Annotated in this window: 18 protein-coding genes; 10 read left to right on the top strand and 8 right to left on the bottom strand. The window is 64.3% G+C overall.

Annotated elements, in window-relative coordinates; genetic code table 11:
- Positions 1–112 precede the first annotated feature (112 nt).
- A complete protein-coding gene (murB, locus tag J2S71_RS02410) occupies positions 113–1,045 on the top strand; it encodes a UDP-N-acetylmuramate dehydrogenase (protein WP_021725714.1) in 933 nt (310 codons plus the stop codon).
- Positions 1,046–1,339: 294 nt separating this feature from the next.
- Here the strand turns inward: murB and J2S71_RS02405 are convergent, their stop codons facing one another.
- The 3 genes from J2S71_RS02405 to J2S71_RS02395 form a co-directional block, all read right to left on the bottom strand.
- Positions 1,340–2,395, bottom strand: a complete 1,056-nt coding sequence (locus J2S71_RS02405; protein WP_307388540.1) for a serine hydrolase — start codon at positions 2,393–2,395, stop codon at positions 1,340–1,342.
- Positions 2,396–2,427: 32 nt separating this feature from the next.
- Entirely contained in the window at positions 2,428–3,411 is a 984-nt protein-coding gene (locus J2S71_RS02400; RefSeq protein ID WP_021725742.1) for a serine hydrolase, read from the bottom strand.
- A 271-nt stretch (positions 3,412–3,682) separates the two neighbouring features.
- On the bottom strand, positions 3,683–5,047 hold the full coding sequence (locus J2S71_RS02395) for a PFL family protein (protein WP_021725723.1): 1,365 nt from the start codon (positions 5,045–5,047) through the stop codon (positions 3,683–3,685).
- 334 nt (positions 5,048–5,381) lie between these two features.
- Here J2S71_RS02395 and J2S71_RS02390 point away from each other — a divergent pair, with 334 nt between their 5' ends.
- The 6 genes from J2S71_RS02390 to J2S71_RS02365 all read left to right on the top strand — a co-directional run bounded on the left by J2S71_RS02390 (position 5,382) and on the right by J2S71_RS02365 (position 9,513).
- The gene (locus J2S71_RS02390) at positions 5,382–5,804 is read left to right on the top strand and encodes a PTS sugar transporter subunit IIA (protein WP_021725720.1); all 423 of its coding nucleotides are present in this window, start codon (positions 5,382–5,384) and stop codon (positions 5,802–5,804) included.
- Positions 5,805–5,877: 73 nt separating this feature from the next.
- The gene (locus tag J2S71_RS02385) at positions 5,878–6,375 is read left to right on the top strand and encodes a PTS sugar transporter subunit IIB (RefSeq protein WP_021725710.1); all 498 of its coding nucleotides are present in this window, start codon (positions 5,878–5,880) and stop codon (positions 6,373–6,375) included.
- A gap of 59 nt (positions 6,376–6,434) precedes the next feature.
- Positions 6,435–7,295, top strand: a complete 861-nt coding sequence (locus J2S71_RS02380; protein ID WP_021725719.1) for a PTS mannose/fructose/sorbose/N-acetylgalactosamine transporter subunit IIC — start codon at positions 6,435–6,437, stop codon at positions 7,293–7,295.
- Between the two features lie 2 nt (positions 7,296–7,297).
- Entirely contained in the window at positions 7,298–8,197 is a 900-nt protein-coding gene (locus tag J2S71_RS02375) for a PTS system mannose/fructose/sorbose family transporter subunit IID (protein WP_021725711.1), read from the top strand.
- Between the two features lie 100 nt (positions 8,198–8,297).
- A complete protein-coding gene (locus J2S71_RS02370; protein WP_021725715.1) occupies positions 8,298–8,693 on the top strand; it encodes a DUF202 domain-containing protein in 396 nt (131 codons plus the stop codon).
- Positions 8,677–9,513: a Cof-type HAD-IIB family hydrolase gene (locus J2S71_RS02365; RefSeq protein ID WP_021725731.1), complete on the top strand. Its 837-nt coding sequence runs from the start codon at positions 8,677–8,679 to the stop codon at positions 9,511–9,513. The genes J2S71_RS02370 and J2S71_RS02365 overlap by 17 nt, the downstream gene beginning before the upstream one ends.
- A 30-nt stretch (positions 9,514–9,543) precedes the next feature.
- Here J2S71_RS02365 and J2S71_RS02360 read toward each other — a convergent pair whose 3' ends face one another.
- Positions 9,544–10,263, bottom strand: a complete 720-nt coding sequence (locus J2S71_RS02360) for a hypothetical protein (protein WP_307388532.1) — start codon at positions 10,261–10,263, stop codon at positions 9,544–9,546.
- Between the two features lie 103 nt (positions 10,264–10,366).
- Positions 10,367–10,666, bottom strand: coding sequence for a hypothetical protein (locus J2S71_RS02355; RefSeq protein ID WP_307388529.1), 300 nt, complete (start codon positions 10,664–10,666; stop codon positions 10,367–10,369).
- Between the two features lie 337 nt (positions 10,667–11,003).
- Here J2S71_RS02355 and J2S71_RS02350 point away from each other — a divergent pair, with 337 nt between their 5' ends.
- Positions 11,004–11,252: a hypothetical protein gene (locus tag J2S71_RS02350; RefSeq protein WP_156901067.1), complete on the top strand. Its 249-nt coding sequence runs from the start codon at positions 11,004–11,006 to the stop codon at positions 11,250–11,252.
- A gap of 126 nt (positions 11,253–11,378) precedes the next feature.
- Here the strand turns inward: J2S71_RS02350 and J2S71_RS02345 are convergent, their stop codons facing one another.
- Positions 11,379–13,202 (bottom strand): IS1634 family transposase, encoded by a 1,824-nt coding sequence (locus J2S71_RS02345; RefSeq protein WP_307388512.1) that lies wholly within the window; start codon positions 13,200–13,202, stop codon positions 11,379–11,381.
- A gap of 239 nt (positions 13,203–13,441) precedes the next feature.
- On the opposite strand from J2S71_RS02345, the gene J2S71_RS02340 reads away from it, so the two are divergent.
- Together J2S71_RS02340 and J2S71_RS02335 are read left to right on the top strand one after the other, a co-directional pair.
- On the top strand, positions 13,442–13,708 hold the full coding sequence (locus J2S71_RS02340) for a hypothetical protein (RefSeq protein WP_021727154.1): 267 nt from the start codon (positions 13,442–13,444) through the stop codon (positions 13,706–13,708).
- Complete coding sequence (locus tag J2S71_RS02335) at positions 13,705–13,992, top strand: ribbon-helix-helix protein, CopG family (RefSeq protein ID WP_021727143.1); 288 nt, start codon at positions 13,705–13,707, stop codon at positions 13,990–13,992. Before J2S71_RS02340 ends, J2S71_RS02335 begins: the two co-directional genes overlap by 4 nt.
- Positions 13,993–14,090: 98 nt before the next feature.
- Here J2S71_RS02335 and J2S71_RS02330 read toward each other — a convergent pair whose 3' ends face one another.
- Both J2S71_RS02330 and J2S71_RS02325 read right to left on the bottom strand, forming a co-directional pair.
- Complete coding sequence (locus J2S71_RS02330) at positions 14,091–14,324, bottom strand: hypothetical protein (protein WP_198009669.1); 234 nt, start codon at positions 14,322–14,324, stop codon at positions 14,091–14,093.
- Positions 14,325–14,333: 9 nt separating this feature from the next.
- Positions 14,334–14,585 carry a hypothetical protein gene (locus tag J2S71_RS02325; RefSeq protein ID WP_040652384.1) on the bottom strand — a complete coding sequence of 84 codons (252 nt, stop codon included), beginning with the start codon at positions 14,583–14,585 and terminating at the stop codon, positions 14,334–14,336.
- Between the last annotated feature and the right edge of the window lie 67 nt (positions 14,586–14,652).

Genomic DNA, 14,652 nt, shown 5'->3' with positions numbered 1-14,652 from the left:
GCCTCGTGCGTCCCTCTGAGAATCCCAGCACCCTAGCTGGTATACTTGGCAGCCGTGTAGCGACTTGTCACTGTGGCTGCGCCTATGTCGGACAAGGGAGAGTGACCAGGGCATGCTCGAGAGCACGCTTGCGTCAAGCGTCATGCAGGATCTCACCTGGAGGCTACGGAGCATCGTGGGCGAGGAGAACGTTCGCGAGCGGGAGCCCATGAGCGAGCACACCACGTTCAGGATCGGTGGCCCCGCGGACCTCTTCGTGATGCCGGATGACGCGGACGAGGTCAGGGATGTCATCGCTGCCTGCGTCGCTGCGGACGTTCCCCACTTCGTGCTGGGCTGTGGCAGCGACCTGCTCGTGGCGGATGAGGGGTACCATGGCGTGATCGTGTCGTGTGTGGAGGGGCTGGTAAATGTCACCTCCGACGGTGATCGCCTTACCTGTCAGGCGGGTGTGCAGCTGTGCGAGGCCTCCGAGATGGCCTGCGAGCTGGGTCTCACGGGACTGGAGTTTGCCTGCGGTATTCCTGGCTCGGTGGGTGGTGCCTGCTTCATGAACGCGGGGGCCTACGATGGCTGCATAGCCGACGTGCTGGAGTCGGTGCGCTGCCTCATGTCGGACGGCACCCAGCAGACCCTTGTGGCCGACGAGCTTGCCCTGGGCTACCGCACGAGCCGCGTCCGCACGGATGGACTGGTGACGCTCTCGGCCACCTTCAAGCTGCGTGAGGGGGAGCGTGGGGCGATTCGTGCGCGGATGGATGAGCTCACACAGCGTCGCGAGGAGAGGCAACCGCTCGAGCTCCCCAGTGCCGGCTCCACCTTCAAGCGGCCCAAGGGGCACTTTGTCGGCAAGCTCGTCACCGATGCGGGGCTCAGGGGCTACACCGTGGGCGGCGCGGGCGTGTCCACCAAGCATGCGGGCTTCGTGGTCAACAATGGTGGCGCCACGGCGGCCGATGTCCATGCGGTCATCGAGCACGTGCAGGACGAGGTCGAGCGCCAGTTTGGCGTGCGTCTGGAGCCCGAGGTGCGCTTTTTGGGCTGACACCCGGCGTGGGCGAGGCTGACTTCGTGCGCCCGATGCGCGTTTGGGCCCCAAGTGCGCGATGGCATACGCCCGTTTGGGCTCGTCGTGCCCCCATATGGCACCCCTTATCCTTGCAATGTGTCATTTGTCCTGGGATATGGCCTCTCAGAGGACCGACTTTGGCGTATGCCATCGCGCACTTGGGGCCCAAACGCGCATCAGCGCCCACCGCTTGGGCAAAAACGGGTTCGGCACGAGTCCCCGCAGGCGTCCTGGATCCGTGTGCTGGGACCCCCCTGGGTGGGCGCCTCGCTATGCCACCATGGCGTCGTGCGTTGCGTCAAGCGCCGAGCACACCTGCGTGAGGGCGTCGAAGTCCTCAGGGGCGTCGCACATGGCAACCACCAGGTAGGTACCCGTATCGGAGAAGACGATGCCGGCATCGACGGTTGCGGCCGTCGCCCCATCCCTCTCGGCATGCGGATACCAGCCGGCCTTGCCCCAGCTTCTGTAGTTGTCGCCCACGGCGTTGGAAATGGCCGAGACGCTGCGCTGCTCGAAGAGGGATGAGAGGTAGCTGGCCGAGGGGCTTTCCGAGGAGAGGTAGGCATACATGTGCGCCCACATGCGTGCGAACTCGTCCGGCGTGGTGTAGGGGTAGTTGTAGACGCGGTAGGTGTGCTGCCCGCCGTAGTCTGAGGGGTCAAAGCCAAAGCTCTTGAGCCACGAGCCAAACATCTGCATGCCGTAACGCTTGCGCAGGGTCGTGTAGGCGTTGTTGTCGGAGTTGACGATCATGGAGCTTACGAGGTCGTCGATGTCGCCCGAGCTCACCTGGCCCGTGTCCACGAGCATCTCGTAGAGGGCGACGGCAAAGGGACCCTTGAAGGAGCTCGCGGGATAGAAACGCACGTCCTTGCGGTAGGTGACGGTGGCCCCACTCGAGAGGTCGCAGAGGTAGACGCCCACGCCGTGGCCCTGGTCCTCCAGGGCGCCAATGGCCCGTGTGAGCTTGGCGTACCCCTGGGACGAGGGCAGCGAGTCGGGTGTTCCCTCCATCTGGATGGCGTCCCTCAGGCCTCGGGCCTCCACGGGTGGCTCCTCTGGTACGGCCGGTACGGAGGACGTCTCCCCCTCGGGTGCCTCCTCGGTGGCAGCCGGGGCGCCGGCATCCACCTGCGTCTCCTGTGCGGCAGGCTGGGCTGGTCCCCCTTGGCTCGGTATGTGCGAGACGCCCCACCAGGTGGAGGCAATGACGAGGGTCGCCATCAGGGCCACTGCGATGGCACGGGGACACCCGTGGCCGGTCTGTCCAGGAGCGGTGCGCCTGCCGCCCTTGTAGTGCGCGCGGTCAGCCTGATCCGTCATGCCCATGCCCCCTTCGATGATGATGGCGGTGTCTAGGCGCCATCTGCGTCCATGAGGTGATCGATTGCCGAGATGAGCCCTTCGAGCCTATCGAGCTCGGAGGGTGCGGTGGACATGACGGAGATGACGTAGGACGTCGAGGCACTGCCATGGATCACGACGCCCGCGTCGTTTGAGGCGGGGGCGGCGTCGCTGCCGTCGGTCTCGGGATACCAGCCCGCCTTGGAGTAGGTCTCGGTCTGGGGTCCCAATGCGTTGGCGATGGGACTCTCCTCCCTGCGTGCGAGGAGGTCCTTCAGGTACGAGGCGCCCTGTGCGTCGCCTGACACGAAGGCCCAGACGGCCTGCCACATCTGCGTGAGCTGTTCGGGCGTGCTGAAGGGGTAGTGGTCGCGGGCGTAGTCCGACAGCGAGCCATAGGTTCCCGCTGTGACGTCGTGCCGTTGCAGCCAGGTGAGGAACACGTCATCGCCATAGCTGTCACGCAGCTGCCTATAGGAGTCGTTGTCCGAGTAGAGGAGCATGGAGCTCATGGCATCGCGCAGCGATGCCATGCTTGTCGTTCCGGCGGGAAGGTCCTCCTCGAGCACGGCACAGACATAGGGCGCCTTGATGGTGCTGGCCGCATAGAAGCTCTGATCCTGTTGGTAGGTGAGGGTGATGCTGCCGTCGAGTGACGTCACCGCCACGCCTGCCTGGATGCCCCCATCCTGCAGGGCGTCCAGTTCCTGCACGACGGCAGAGAGGTCGTCGACCGTGCGGCTGCCGACATCCCCAGAGAGCACGAGGGCGCCGCCATCCGCCTCGGCGGTGAGGGAGGTGGGGGCGTTTGATGCCGCATCGGTCGCAGCGCCCTGATCGTCTGGGGCCGTGCCATCTGTCACGCTGTCCGTGGGAGTTATGACATCCGGACCATAGTCCGTAGGTTGTGCCAAGCAGCGCCTGACGCCGGCGCCCACGCCGAGCGCCAGGACGAGGGTAACCAGGAAGACCAGGGCCCTTTCCGGCCATGGCATGCGCATGCCATGGCGCAGGACGCGCTGGCCATACCGTAGGGTCCGGGGCAGAGGGGCGCGGCCGCGTTGTCGCGGGGTGTGGCCAGCGTGCTGCGGGCGCGTGGGGTGCCGGTTCGGGCGCGGTGCGCGAGAGGCGCTTCCGCGGGGGCGTTGCCACCCTGGGGGACGACGCCGCTCGCGCTGGCGCAGCTGCGCGTTCTGGGCCAACCTCCGCCCCGAGCGACGGTTCCCGTGATGCTGCTGTGACGGTGCCCTCCCCAAGAGCTGTCCGCTAGTTTTTGAGCGAGTTGAGCGGAGCGGGGAAGTGCCCGCCGCGGTGGGCGAGCACGCTGCCGGCAAATCGGTTGACGGGCATCACGGGGGCGGAGCCGAAGAGGCCACCAAACTCCAGGGTTTCGCCCTCCTGCTTGCCGATGGCGGGAATGAGGCGCACGGCCGTGGTCTTGGCGTTGATGACGCCGATGGCCATCTCGTCGGCGATGATGCCGGCGATGGCCTCTACGGGGGTGTCGCCGGGGACGGCGATCATGTCCAGGCCCACGGAGCACACGCAGGTCATGGCCTCGAGCTTCTCCAGGGAGAGCGCACCGTCCTCGGCCGCGTGGATCATGCCCGCATCCTCCGAGACGGGGATGAACGCGCCCGAGAGGCCTCCCACGCTGGAGCTGGCCATGACACCGCCCTTCTTGACGCAGTCGTTGAGCAGGGCGAGGGCGCAGGTGGTGCCGGGACCGCCGCACTCGCCCACGCCGATGATCTCCAGGATCCTGGCCACGGAGTCACCAGCAGCGGGGGTGGGTGCCAGCGAGAGGTCCACGATGCCCTTCTCCACGCCCAGGCGGCGGGCCGCCTCGCGGCTCATGAGCTCGCCCGCGCGGGTGATCTTGAAGGCGGTCTCCTTGATCCTCTCGGCGACCTCCATGAGGCTGGCCGTCCGCGGCAGCTGCTCGAGCGCTGCGGCCATGACACCGGGACCTGAGACGCCCACATTGATGACGGCATCCGCCTCGCCGGAGCCGTGGGTGGCACCCGCCATGAAGGGGGAATCCTCGACCATGTTGGCGAACACCACGAGCTTGGCGGCTCCATAGCAGTCGACGTCGGTGGTGAGCCTGGCGGCATCGATCATCCTCTGGGCCATGAGCAGCACGGCATCCATGTTGATGCCAGCGCGCAGACTGGCTACGTTGACGCTGGCGCACACGCGGTCGGTTGAGGCCACGGCCTCGGGGATGGCGTCGATGAGCCGGCGGTCGGCACTGCCCATGCCCTTCTGCACGAGGGCCGAGAAGCCACCCATGAAGTCGACGCCCAGGGTCTCGGCCGCACGGTCCATGGCATGGGCAAGTGGCGTGAGGTCTTCGTCGGAACAGGTGGCTGCAATTTGGGCGATGGGCGTCACGGAAACGCGCCTGTTGGCGATGGGGATGCCGTACTCGCGCTCGAGGGTACCCGCCACCTCCACCAGATGCTCCGCCGTGTGCGTGATGCGGTCGTACACCTTCGTGCACATGCGGCCCATATCCTCGTCCGCACAGCCACACAGTGAGATACCCATGGTGATGGTGCGCAGGTCAAGGTTGCGCTGGGAGACCATCGAGTGGGTCTCGGCTATCTCTTCGGGGGTGATGGCCATGCTCGTCCTCCGCTGTCGAATCCGCTCGCTGCCTATGATTCTAGTATGGTGGCAGGGCGTGCCTGCGGACGGATCGTGCGAGCCGTGACAGAGGTGTAGCGATGTGTGGAAAAAGCAATGGTATCATACGTCTCATGTCTCTGTCCGAGGGTTCCCTTGAGGTGCGAGTGATGACCGTTCACGGCTCACTCAGCGGCGTGCACACACAACCTTAGCAAATCGTCCATAATTTAGCCATATTGTGCGAGCGTTGGCGTGTCGCAGCATCGGCTTGCCCCATGGTGCAGGTGTGCGCGTGCGGTATCGCCGCAGACATCGTCTTGGGAGGTTTTGCATGCGGTATCTTCTGATCGTGAGTCATGGTACGTTTGCCTCAGGCCTTCAGAGCGTGGTGAGCATGCTGGTAGGCAGTCGGGATGACGTCCTCGGCTGCGGCATGGAGGATGGGATGGGCGCGGATGCCTATACGGCAAAGCTCAAGGAGACCATCTCCAGGATCGATACGGATGACACCATCTTCCTGTTTGGCGACCTCATTGGCGGCTCGCCGCTTACCAATGCGATGAACGTCCTCACCGAGACGGGCCATATCGCCAACACCACGGTGTTTGGCGGGGCCAACGTACCCATGCTCATCACGGCGGCCCTCGAGTCGGACGAGGACGACGCCACCCTCAAGGAGAGCATCATCAACGAGGGGCGGACTGCCATCCGCGAGTTCGTGCTCGACCTCGATGATGACGAGGACGACCTCTAGGCGCACCTTGGCACGGCTGTCTGGTGCATTCACCGTATCAGGCACATCATAGGCAACAGGAGAAAGGAATGACATGATCTCTTTCGTACGCGTGGACGATCGCATGATCCACGGCCAGACGGTGACGCGCTGGGCTCTCGAGTACCCCTGCGACGGCATCATCGCCGTCAATGACGCTGCGGCGACCAACCCGGTGCTCAAGGCGGCCTACAAGGGTGCGGCTCCCGACAAGAAGACCTTCATCTGGACGCTCGCGCACTTCAAGGAGAGCATGGAGAAGGTCCTCTCCAGCAAGACCCGCTACTTCCTGATCACCAAGAACCCGCTTGATATGAGGAAGATCCTCATCGATTTCGGCTTCGTGCCCTCCGACGTCAAACGTGTCGTCATCGGGCCGTGCAACGACCGTCCCGGCGCCGTCAAGCTGGGTAACAACCAGTCCATAACCCCCGAGGAGGCCCAGGCGCTCGAGGACATCTCCAAGGCGGGCTACACGGTGGACTTCTCCCTGCTCACCGACAACTCCATCGGCGAGTGGCCCAAGTTCCGCGATCGCTTCGACCTTCGCTAAGCAGGCGTGTTCCCGCACGTCCCGTGTGGGAGTGACAATGAGAAAGGTGGTTCGTAGGTATGGGCATCAGTATCTTCCAAGCTGTGCTGCTCGGCCTGTTCGCCTGCCTGGCATCGCTTCCGGGCATGGGCGGCACGACCATTGGTAACTACACGCTCGGTCGTCCGCTCGTCGGTGGCCTGGTCGTCGGCCTCATCATGGGCGACGTCCAAACGGGCATCGTCGTCGGCGCGGCCATCCAGGTGGTCTACATCGCCCTCGTGACCCCGGGCGGGACCGTCTCGGCTGACGTACGTGCCGTCACCTACATCGGCATCCCGCTCTCCATCCTGGCCATCCACGGTCAAAACCTTGACCCGGCATCGGCCGAGGCCTCGTCGCTCGCCGCCGCCCTCGGTGCGGCCGTGGGCACCCTCGGCACCGTGCTCTTCTACGGCACCGCCACGCTCAACCTCGTGTGGCAGTCCGTCGGCTGGAGCGCCATGGAGACGCGCGACTGGCACAGGATCAGGCGTACCATTCCGCTCGTCGACTTCGTGCTCCCCTGGATCTCCCACATCCTGTTCTCCTTCGTTCCCACCGTCGCCATCTGCCTGGCAGGTGAGGGCATGGTGAGCCTCATGAAGGACTACATGCCCATGGACGGCATCGCCATGAAGACGCTCTTCACCGTGGGCTCGCTGCTGCCCGCCGTCGGTGTCGCCATCCTGTGCAAGCAGGTCATCACCAAGCCCATCGATTGGCTGACCTTTGCCTTTGGCTTCACGCTCGCGGCGTGCCTGCACCTCAACCTGATCGCCTGCGCCATCATCGCGGCGTTCTTCGCCCTCATCAAGTACCAGATCGAGGAGGCCAAGGCGGCCCGTCCCGCCATCGCTGGGGCAAGTGCCGGTGACGACGAGGAAGAGGAGGACATCTAATCATGGCTGAGCCTAAGAAACTTTCCGCCCAGGCGCGCAACAAGTCGTTCCGCAACTGGTCGTATGGCAACCTCACCTGCTTCTCCGAGGCCCACATGCAGACGTTCGGCTATCTTGCCGCCATGCTGCCCATCGTGGACGACCTCTACGAGAAGGAGGAGGACAAGGTCACGGCCCTCGAGACCTACACCACGTTCTTCAACACCGAGCCGCAGATCGGCACCATCGTCGTGGGCCTCACCGCCGGCCTGGAGGAGGCGCGCGCCAATGGCGAGCCCCTGGACGACGAGACCATCAACGGCATCCGTGCCGGCCTGATGGGCCCGCTCGCCGGTCTGGGCGACTCCATCGTCGTGGGCACCTTCATCCCCATCCTGCTGGGCATCGCCCTCGGCCTCGCCCAGGGCGGCTCGGTCCTTGGCCCGCTGTTCTATATCGTGGCCTGGAACCTGCTCATGTACTTTGGCATGAAGTTCGCCTACAACCGCGGCTACGAGATGGGCGGCAACGCCGTGCAGGCGCTCGTCGGTCCCGAGTCGCAGGCGCTGCGTAGCGCCATCGTCGAGGTGGGCACCATGGTCATCGGTGCCGTGGCCGCCACCTGGATCTCCATCAGCACGGCCCTGCAGCTCCCTGGTCTCGGCTCGCTCGACAGCGTGCTGTGGAGCAGCTCCAACACCGTCACCCAGTCGGCGCTCGATGCCGCGGGCGAGGCGGGCGTCTCGCTCAACGTGTTCGGCTCGGGCATCTACCCCAAGCTGCTCAACTTCCTGTTCGTGTACCTCTGCTGGTGGCTTATGACCAAGAAGAAGATCGGCGTCATCCCCGTGATGCTCATCCTGGTGGTCATCGCCTTCGTGGGCGTGCTGATCGGCTTCTTCAATCCTGGCCTGCAGTACTAGCCGCGGTTCCTCTCGCAAGGTTGGGAGGGACGCGTGGTACCGTTGGGGCGGGGCCGGACCATCCGGTCCCGCCCCTCCGTTCGAGACGGGTGAGGAACGCATGACAGACAAGACGGACACGACGGACAGGGAGGTCACGTCCGCGAAGCGCAGCGAGCTCATCGCCGAGGCGGACCTGCAGACGCGCGCCATCATGCGCATGGAGGTGTGGAAGCGCATCGCCTACTCCCTCATAGCGGTGGGGGCCCTGTTGGCCTACTGGAACACCTACCAGGGCGGACCCTCCTGGTCGCTCGTGGTGGGCATCATCGTCATGGTGGTCTCGGTGCTCACGGGACTCATGCTGTATCTGGTGGTGGAGCGTGCCAAGGCAAACGTGAGGGCCATGATGAGGTCCATCGGCGTGGACATCACGGCTCCCGTCAGGAGGCCAGGCAAGGCCCCCACGCCGGACACGTCGAGGCAAAGGAGGGGCGGTCATGGGCATGATGCGTGAGAGGGGGCTTCCCAAGATCGTCTTCAGCGACGTCGACGGCACCCTGGTGGACGCCGACCACCACCCCATGGCATCGAGCGCCCCGGCGTTCAGGCTGCTCGCCGAGCGGGGCGTGCCCTTCTGCCTGGTGTCCGCCCGCTCTCCGGAGGGGCTGTACCCCATCCAGGAGGCCCTGGGGTTCTCGGGCCCCACGGTGAGCTACTCGGGTGCCTACGTGCTGGATGGGGATGGTACCGAGCTGCTGAGCAAGCCCATTGCCCTGGACGAGGCCCTGCGCATCAAGGACTATCTCGACGAGCGGCTGCCCAAGGTGTGCGTGTTCACGTATGGCTTCCACACCTGGATCGTCAACGACCGCAGCGACCCGCGGGTTGCCGAGGAGGAGTACTACGTGCTGGCCCAGGCGCGCGAGTGCCGCAGCCTGCGTGAGGCATTCGACGAGCGGGGCGTGCACAAGTTCCTGCTCATGGGGGAGCCTGCGGACATCGCCGAGGCGCAGGACATCGTCCATGCGCGCTTTCCAAAACTCAACGCCGTGCTCTCGCGTCCCGAGCTGTGCGAGATCATGCGGGGCGACGTGAGCAAGTCGGATGCTGTGCGGCTGCTGTGCTCCCATGTCGGCGTCGATCCCAAGGACGCCCTGGCGTTTGGGGACGGCGCCAACGACCTTGACATGCTTGAGGCCGTGGGGCAGAGCTACGCCATGCGCAACGGCATCGACGAGGTGAGGCGGGCCGCCACTCACGTGACCCGCTGGACGAACGTGGAGGATGGCGTCGCGCGCACGCTCGAGGAGATCTTCTCGCCTCGAGTCCGGTGAGCATGGCTGTCGAAGGATGGGGGCGACGCGTCAGCGCGGCTCTGCGAGCGACGCCAGGAAGCGCTCCATGCTGGCGCGCCCGTTTCCCTCCTCGACGTCGGAGACGTCCTTCTTGGAGAGCCCGAACTCCCCGAGGGAGGTACGCGAGAACCGTCCGCCCCGGCCGGCGTTCGTATCGATCCAGCCCCCGAGGGCGAGCCCGAAGGCCCGGTCAACCCACGCGTCGAGGGCCGCGCCGTCCACCCCCGTGGCGCCGAGCCATTCCTGTCTGGTGACCTGGCGGGATGTTTCGGCGCCCGGGTCCCGCAGGCGATAGTTCTCTTCCCACGAGAGCGTGGCGGTGGCCTCCTGGTAATACAAGTCAACGGATAGGTAGCACTCGGTGCCGTCGGGCGTCACGCCGTAGCCGGAGTAGCATATGAGGCCTGCCATGCCGTCATCGGTCACTCCGGCCGTGACGCAGCTCCCTTCCCTGTCCGGGGAGGTGGAGACGTCCCCGGAGCCGTCCCAGGGTCGGCCTATGTCGCCGTCGCAGCGGTAGCCGCTGCCCCCGTGGTCGGGCTCGGTGCCCGGCTTGTCCTCGGGGCGGAGGTACGCGGGCAGCCGCTTGCCGCCCGGCAGCCAGGGGAAGGGCAGGCCGCGGTGGGTCCTGGGCCCCTCGAGGATCATCTCGTCGAACACGTTGCGGACGGAGGTCTCGCGCTCGATCGTGGCGCGCACCCCGAGGGTGGCGTAGACGAAGAGGGCCACCGCGAGCACCATGGCCCAGTAGGGGAGGCGGCGGAGGAACGTGCCGAGTCTCGAGGTGGAGGGTGCTTCCTCCTCCCTTTGCGGGCGAGTTGGACCTTTTGTGTCAGAGGTCATTTCTGTGCTCTTTCAACGCGTCACGGAACCCCTTCGTATCCTGGAGGTGCTCCTGCCTGCCAATGGTATCCTCCCTTTCCTCGATGCTGTTCGGTGTGTTGGGTACCAAGTGCTTGAAGAACAGGATACGCTCTTCATGAAAGAAGTCGTCGTGAGTGATCTCGACCTCTGTGTCTGTGCATGACAGCGGAATGTCCTCATGCTGGAGGTTCTCATAGATGGAGTTCACAATGTTGTCATAGCCATTAGGGTTGCTGAGGAACTCGTCGGCACGGTTGGTGGTACCCACAGCGATTTCGTTGCAGGCTTCCCGGCGTCGCCGACAGGCTCAAGGACGCCAAGGGCGCCGGGCCGGCCGCGACACGGCTTTTGGGGTGCAACGCATGGCGCGTCGAATGGGATAGTCTCCTGAAGGAGCTCACGGTAAGGGACGGCAAGAAAGCCTGGGTACACGAGCGCCTGCGCAAGGCGAGGCGGGGCCCAGCAAGCTGGTGTGCGGGGGGGCCGTCCACGTTCGGCGAGATGCAGCAGAGCACGGCGGCGAACGGCTCTCCACCAACAACGCCGTCGGGGGCGTCGACGCCAGGCTCAGTGACATGCCGCGGCTGCATCGGGGGCTGCCACTCATGCGCCGCGTCAAGGCCATCTTCTGGTGGCGCTACGTGTACGCCGAAAACCTGCTGCCCGCCGCCGAAATCATCCGCGCCATGCCCGCCGACGACGCGGACGGGTTGTCCACGGCCGCGCCAGGAGGCAACGATCGGGATGACGGAGCGCCCGAGGAATGCGGCGCCGGGATAGCCCGGAGCGAGGTCCACGTGCCCACGAATCACAGGCAGTGGATAATCGCCCATTACACACTTTCTGAAACATAGCCCTTAGTTTGATTACCAGTCAGAATGACATCGCTCCAAAACCGATTTTAATCTGTCTAAAGTGGTATACTCCCGTCTTTGACACTTAACCCTACATAACTCGCACATAAGGGCTGGTAGAGATAGCTATCTGCTGTCTCTGCCGGCCCTCTTCCTTGTGGTAATGGACGCCTTCTGGTGGGTCTTCTTCAAGATCCTCCTCATCTGGCTCTGCGGCACGATCTCGAAGTCGGTGCGGAATCCGAAGGCCTCATGCAGGGCATCGGTTATCTCTGTGCGCACGTAGAGGGGGCGGTATCCCTCGCCCTTGACCTCTTCCATGCGCATGTTCCTCAGGGTGTCTGCGATCTCAGGACAGGTCCAGAGGCACCCGAGCCTCTTCTCGAGGATCCGGTAGATGAGAAGCGCCAGGAAGCAGGTGAGGAAGTGGGCCTCGATGCGGTCCCTGCGCGAGAGGAAGACGGGACGGGCCCTGAACTCGCCCTTCATGATGCGAAAGCACTCCTCGACCTGCCAGCGTCCGGCGGCAACCTTTACGATGCCCAGGACATCCTCGTCGTCGAGCGAGGTAGCCAGGCCGTAGAGGCCGTCCCAGGAGGCTTCCTCCTCGACCTTCCCGTCGTCGACGGAGAGGATGCGCTCCTCGGCGACCTCGCCCTCCTCGGTCACGGGGGTGGAGGAGACGAAGCGCATGGGGTCCTTGGGCCCCTTGCGGTGCCTCTTGGCCGTCCCGTCCTCGCAGGCCCTGCGCGCCCGCTCCACCTGCGCCTTCCTGATGGAGCTCTGGTAGGCGCGGTACCTGAGGGAGAAGGTGACGATCAGGTTCTGCCCCAGCTCCTCGCCGGTCGCAGGGTCCTTCAGGGACGTCCACATCGTCTTGTAGAAGGTCCTGGCGAAGAGGGCCCGGCGCGTCTTCTCGGGCGTGAGGGGGTCGTCTGCCGCCTTCCGGACCTGGTCGAGGTCGAACGTGCCCGCCTCGCCTGCGCACGACCAGCCCTTGGGGCCGCGCACCCAGTCCCTGACCTCCTTCCTCTGGCCCCTGAGGGAGACCGTGGTGACGAACTGGAGGCTGCCCCTGCTGTTGTGGGCGCGGTTGGCGGCGCTCGAGAGACCGGCGTCCGTGCAGACGACGAGCTTCGAGAGGCCGAACTCGCCTTCGAGCCTCTCTTCCAGAGGGATGAGGGTGGGCTGCTCGGACTCGTTGCCTGGGTAGAGGTCGAAGGCCACGGGAAGCCCGTCTTTGTCCATCATGAGCCCCATGCCCACGATCGGGTTGGGCCGGTGCTCCTTGGAGGGGCCGTACCTTCTGAAGCCGTCTTCCTCTGTGATCTCGAAGTAGTAGTTCGTGCAGTCGTAGAAGAGCGTCTGGCAGCGCCTTCTCGCCAGGGCCTTGCTCCGCTCGAAGGCTCTCCTCTGTATGAGCCCAGAGTTCTCGGCGAGTACGGAGAGCGCCCGGTAGATGTGGTGGCTATCGAAGGCGGGCCCCTCCATCAGCTCCTGGGAGAACTCATGGGTCGCCCGCTTGGACGAGGGCTCGAGGATGCGTCCGTACACGAGCCTGGACAGGACCGAGTCGAGGTCGTAGTCCGCCTTGCTGCGTGAGGCGATGTCTCGGCAGATCTCGGGCAGGCCGAGTGCGGAGTAGATGTCCTGCAGGAAGAGGTAGCCGCAGTTGAACGTATGCCGCGCGCCTGCCCCTATCTGCCTTGTGGGGTCATACGACACCGTGACCTTGCGGGTGAGCTCGCGCTCCTCGAGGGTCATCCTCTTGGCCTCTTCTTTGGCCCAGCTCATCACATCTGTGCCTGGAGGAAGCATCTCCTCGAGCTCGGACCTGGTCCCCAGCCTTCTCGCGATCTTGGAGGTGGGCTTGCCCGTCTCCCTGTCACGGTAGGTCTTGGCTATGTAGAAGGTCTCGGCTGTCTTGGTCCTCGTCACCTGGACTTTCATGACCATCACCTATCTACATGCAACTGCTACCAGATACCACAATATATAGTACCACAACCTGAGCATAGGAAAGCCGGGAATCCCCAGGCAGAACTGGAAATTCCCGGCATATGTGAGCTCTGAATCTAGTGGCTAAGTGTTAAAGTCCCGAGTTTGATTACCAGTCAGAATGACATCGCTCCAAAACCGATTTTAATCTGTCTAAAGTGGTATACTTTCGGTATGACGAAAGGGGTGCGATGGAGCCGGAGATTCACCCGAACGCCCTGAAGCACCTCAGCCGGGGGGAGGTTCTCCAGGCGTGGGGGTCAGTGGCGAAGTGCATCATGCGCGAGAGCCCGCAGGAGCCCCCCAGATGGCTTCTGGTCGGATGGCTGGATGATGGGAGGGACGTGGAGCTGATAGCGGTCGAGACGGTCTCTGGTTGGCTCGTGATACACGCCATGGCGCCAGTGCAGGGGAAGTTCGCGAGGGAGATTGAGGCCGCTGAGAGGAGGTCACGATGAGCGAGAGGAAGTGGGTCGCGGCGAACGGTCAGGAGATAACCGAGGGGATGATTGGCCGCTGGTGCGACGCCTACGAGAAGGGCGAGTTCCCGGAGGGCGAGCGCAGCGTCGGGAGGGTCGTGTACGGCCGCCCACCGCTCTCGTCCGAGGGCACGGCCACGATCTCGGTCAAGGTACCGGTCGGCATGAAGCGCGCGGTCGAGCAGAGGGCCAAGAGCGCCGGCATGAGCACGAGCGCCTACGCCCGTGCCGCGCTGGCCGACAGGCTGCTGGGGGTCGAGTGACGCTCTGGCCCTTTGTCCCTTGGCCTCCAGGCGTGCATGCGCCCGCTAGGGGCCGGTTTGTGGCCACACGGCGGGCCTCTTGCGCGAAATGAGTTTGATTACCAGTCAGAACGACACCGTTCCAAAACGGGGACTCGCTCTTTAGTATTGCCATCACAAGAGGCGTGTTGCATGGCAATCGCGAGCTTCAGCCTTGCCCACTCGTCGGGATCGATGCCCAGCACTTGCGTGACAAAGGCATCGCCACTGACGAGTTGTCCATCATCTCCGATGCCCGATACTCTATCGGCAGTAATCTCCCACTTAGCACCACTGTAGTCCGTCTGTGACATGATCCTGAGTCACAACCAGTCGATGTACTGCTGGTCTGCATCGGGATAGTCGGAGTTGATGAGATCCGTCCAGGTACGTAGGCCTGTCTCCAGGGTAGTGGCAGCGCTGTCGTGCAGGGAGCTCCCAGGAATTCCCGCGCTCACATCCGAGATGCTCTGCAAGGAAACGCTACCAAGTGAACCGACGGAGCCTTCAAGCGCGGTTGCCCGGGCGTCAGCCGCCTCGATGCTGGAACGGATCTCGGCCTGGGACAGGGTCATATCCCTCTCCTGCACTGATGGTAGCCTAAGGTGCATGGTACAAGGTATTACGGTCCACTCAAGAGAG

It is taken from the genome of Olsenella profusa DSM 13989, assembly GCF_030811115.1.
In the GTDB taxonomy this organism is placed as follows: Bacteria; Actinomycetota; Coriobacteriia; order Coriobacteriales; family Atopobiaceae; genus Olsenella_F; species Olsenella_F profusa.
This window is presented reverse-complemented; position numbering and strand designations above follow the sequence as displayed.

Coding starts and splice junctions, on each gene's coding strand:
- J2S71_RS02350 (WP_156901067.1), top strand. CDS start 11,004: ATGCGCCGCGTCAAGGCCATCTTCTGGTGGCGCTACGTGTACGCCGAA.
- J2S71_RS02375 (WP_021725711.1), top strand. CDS start 7,298: ATGGCTGAGCCTAAGAAACTTTCCGCCCAGGCGCGCAACAAGTCGTTC.
- J2S71_RS02365 (WP_021725731.1), top strand. CDS start 8,677: ATGGGCATGATGCGTGAGAGGGGGCTTCCCAAGATCGTCTTCAGCGAC.
- J2S71_RS02340 (WP_021727154.1), top strand. CDS start 13,442: ATGGAGCCGGAGATTCACCCGAACGCCCTGAAGCACCTCAGCCGGGGG.
- J2S71_RS02385 (WP_021725710.1), top strand. CDS start 5,878: ATGATCTCTTTCGTACGCGTGGACGATCGCATGATCCACGGCCAGACG.
- J2S71_RS02345 (WP_307388512.1), bottom strand. CDS start 13,202: ATGAAAGTCCAGGTGACGAGGACCAAGACAGCCGAGACCTTCTACATA.
- murB (WP_021725714.1), top strand. CDS start 113: ATGCTCGAGAGCACGCTTGCGTCAAGCGTCATGCAGGATCTCACCTGG.
- J2S71_RS02380 (WP_021725719.1), top strand. CDS start 6,435: ATGGGCATCAGTATCTTCCAAGCTGTGCTGCTCGGCCTGTTCGCCTGC.
- J2S71_RS02405 (WP_307388540.1), bottom strand. CDS start 2,395: ATGACGGATCAGGCTGACCGCGCGCACTACAAGGGCGGCAGGCGCACC.
- J2S71_RS02370 (WP_021725715.1), top strand. CDS start 8,298: ATGACAGACAAGACGGACACGACGGACAGGGAGGTCACGTCCGCGAAG.
- J2S71_RS02395 (WP_021725723.1), bottom strand. CDS start 5,047: ATGGCCATCACCCCCGAAGAGATAGCCGAGACCCACTCGATGGTCTCC.
- J2S71_RS02400 (WP_021725742.1), bottom strand. CDS start 3,411: ATGCCATGGCCGGAAAGGGCCCTGGTCTTCCTGGTTACCCTCGTCCTG.
- J2S71_RS02335 (WP_021727143.1), top strand. CDS start 13,705: ATGAGCGAGAGGAAGTGGGTCGCGGCGAACGGTCAGGAGATAACCGAG.
- J2S71_RS02330 (WP_198009669.1), bottom strand. CDS start 14,324: ATGTCACAGACGGACTACAGTGGTGCTAAGTGGGAGATTACTGCCGAT.
- J2S71_RS02390 (WP_021725720.1), top strand. CDS start 5,382: ATGCGGTATCTTCTGATCGTGAGTCATGGTACGTTTGCCTCAGGCCTT.
- J2S71_RS02325 (WP_040652384.1), bottom strand. CDS start 14,585: ATGACCCTGTCCCAGGCCGAGATCCGTTCCAGCATCGAGGCGGCTGAC.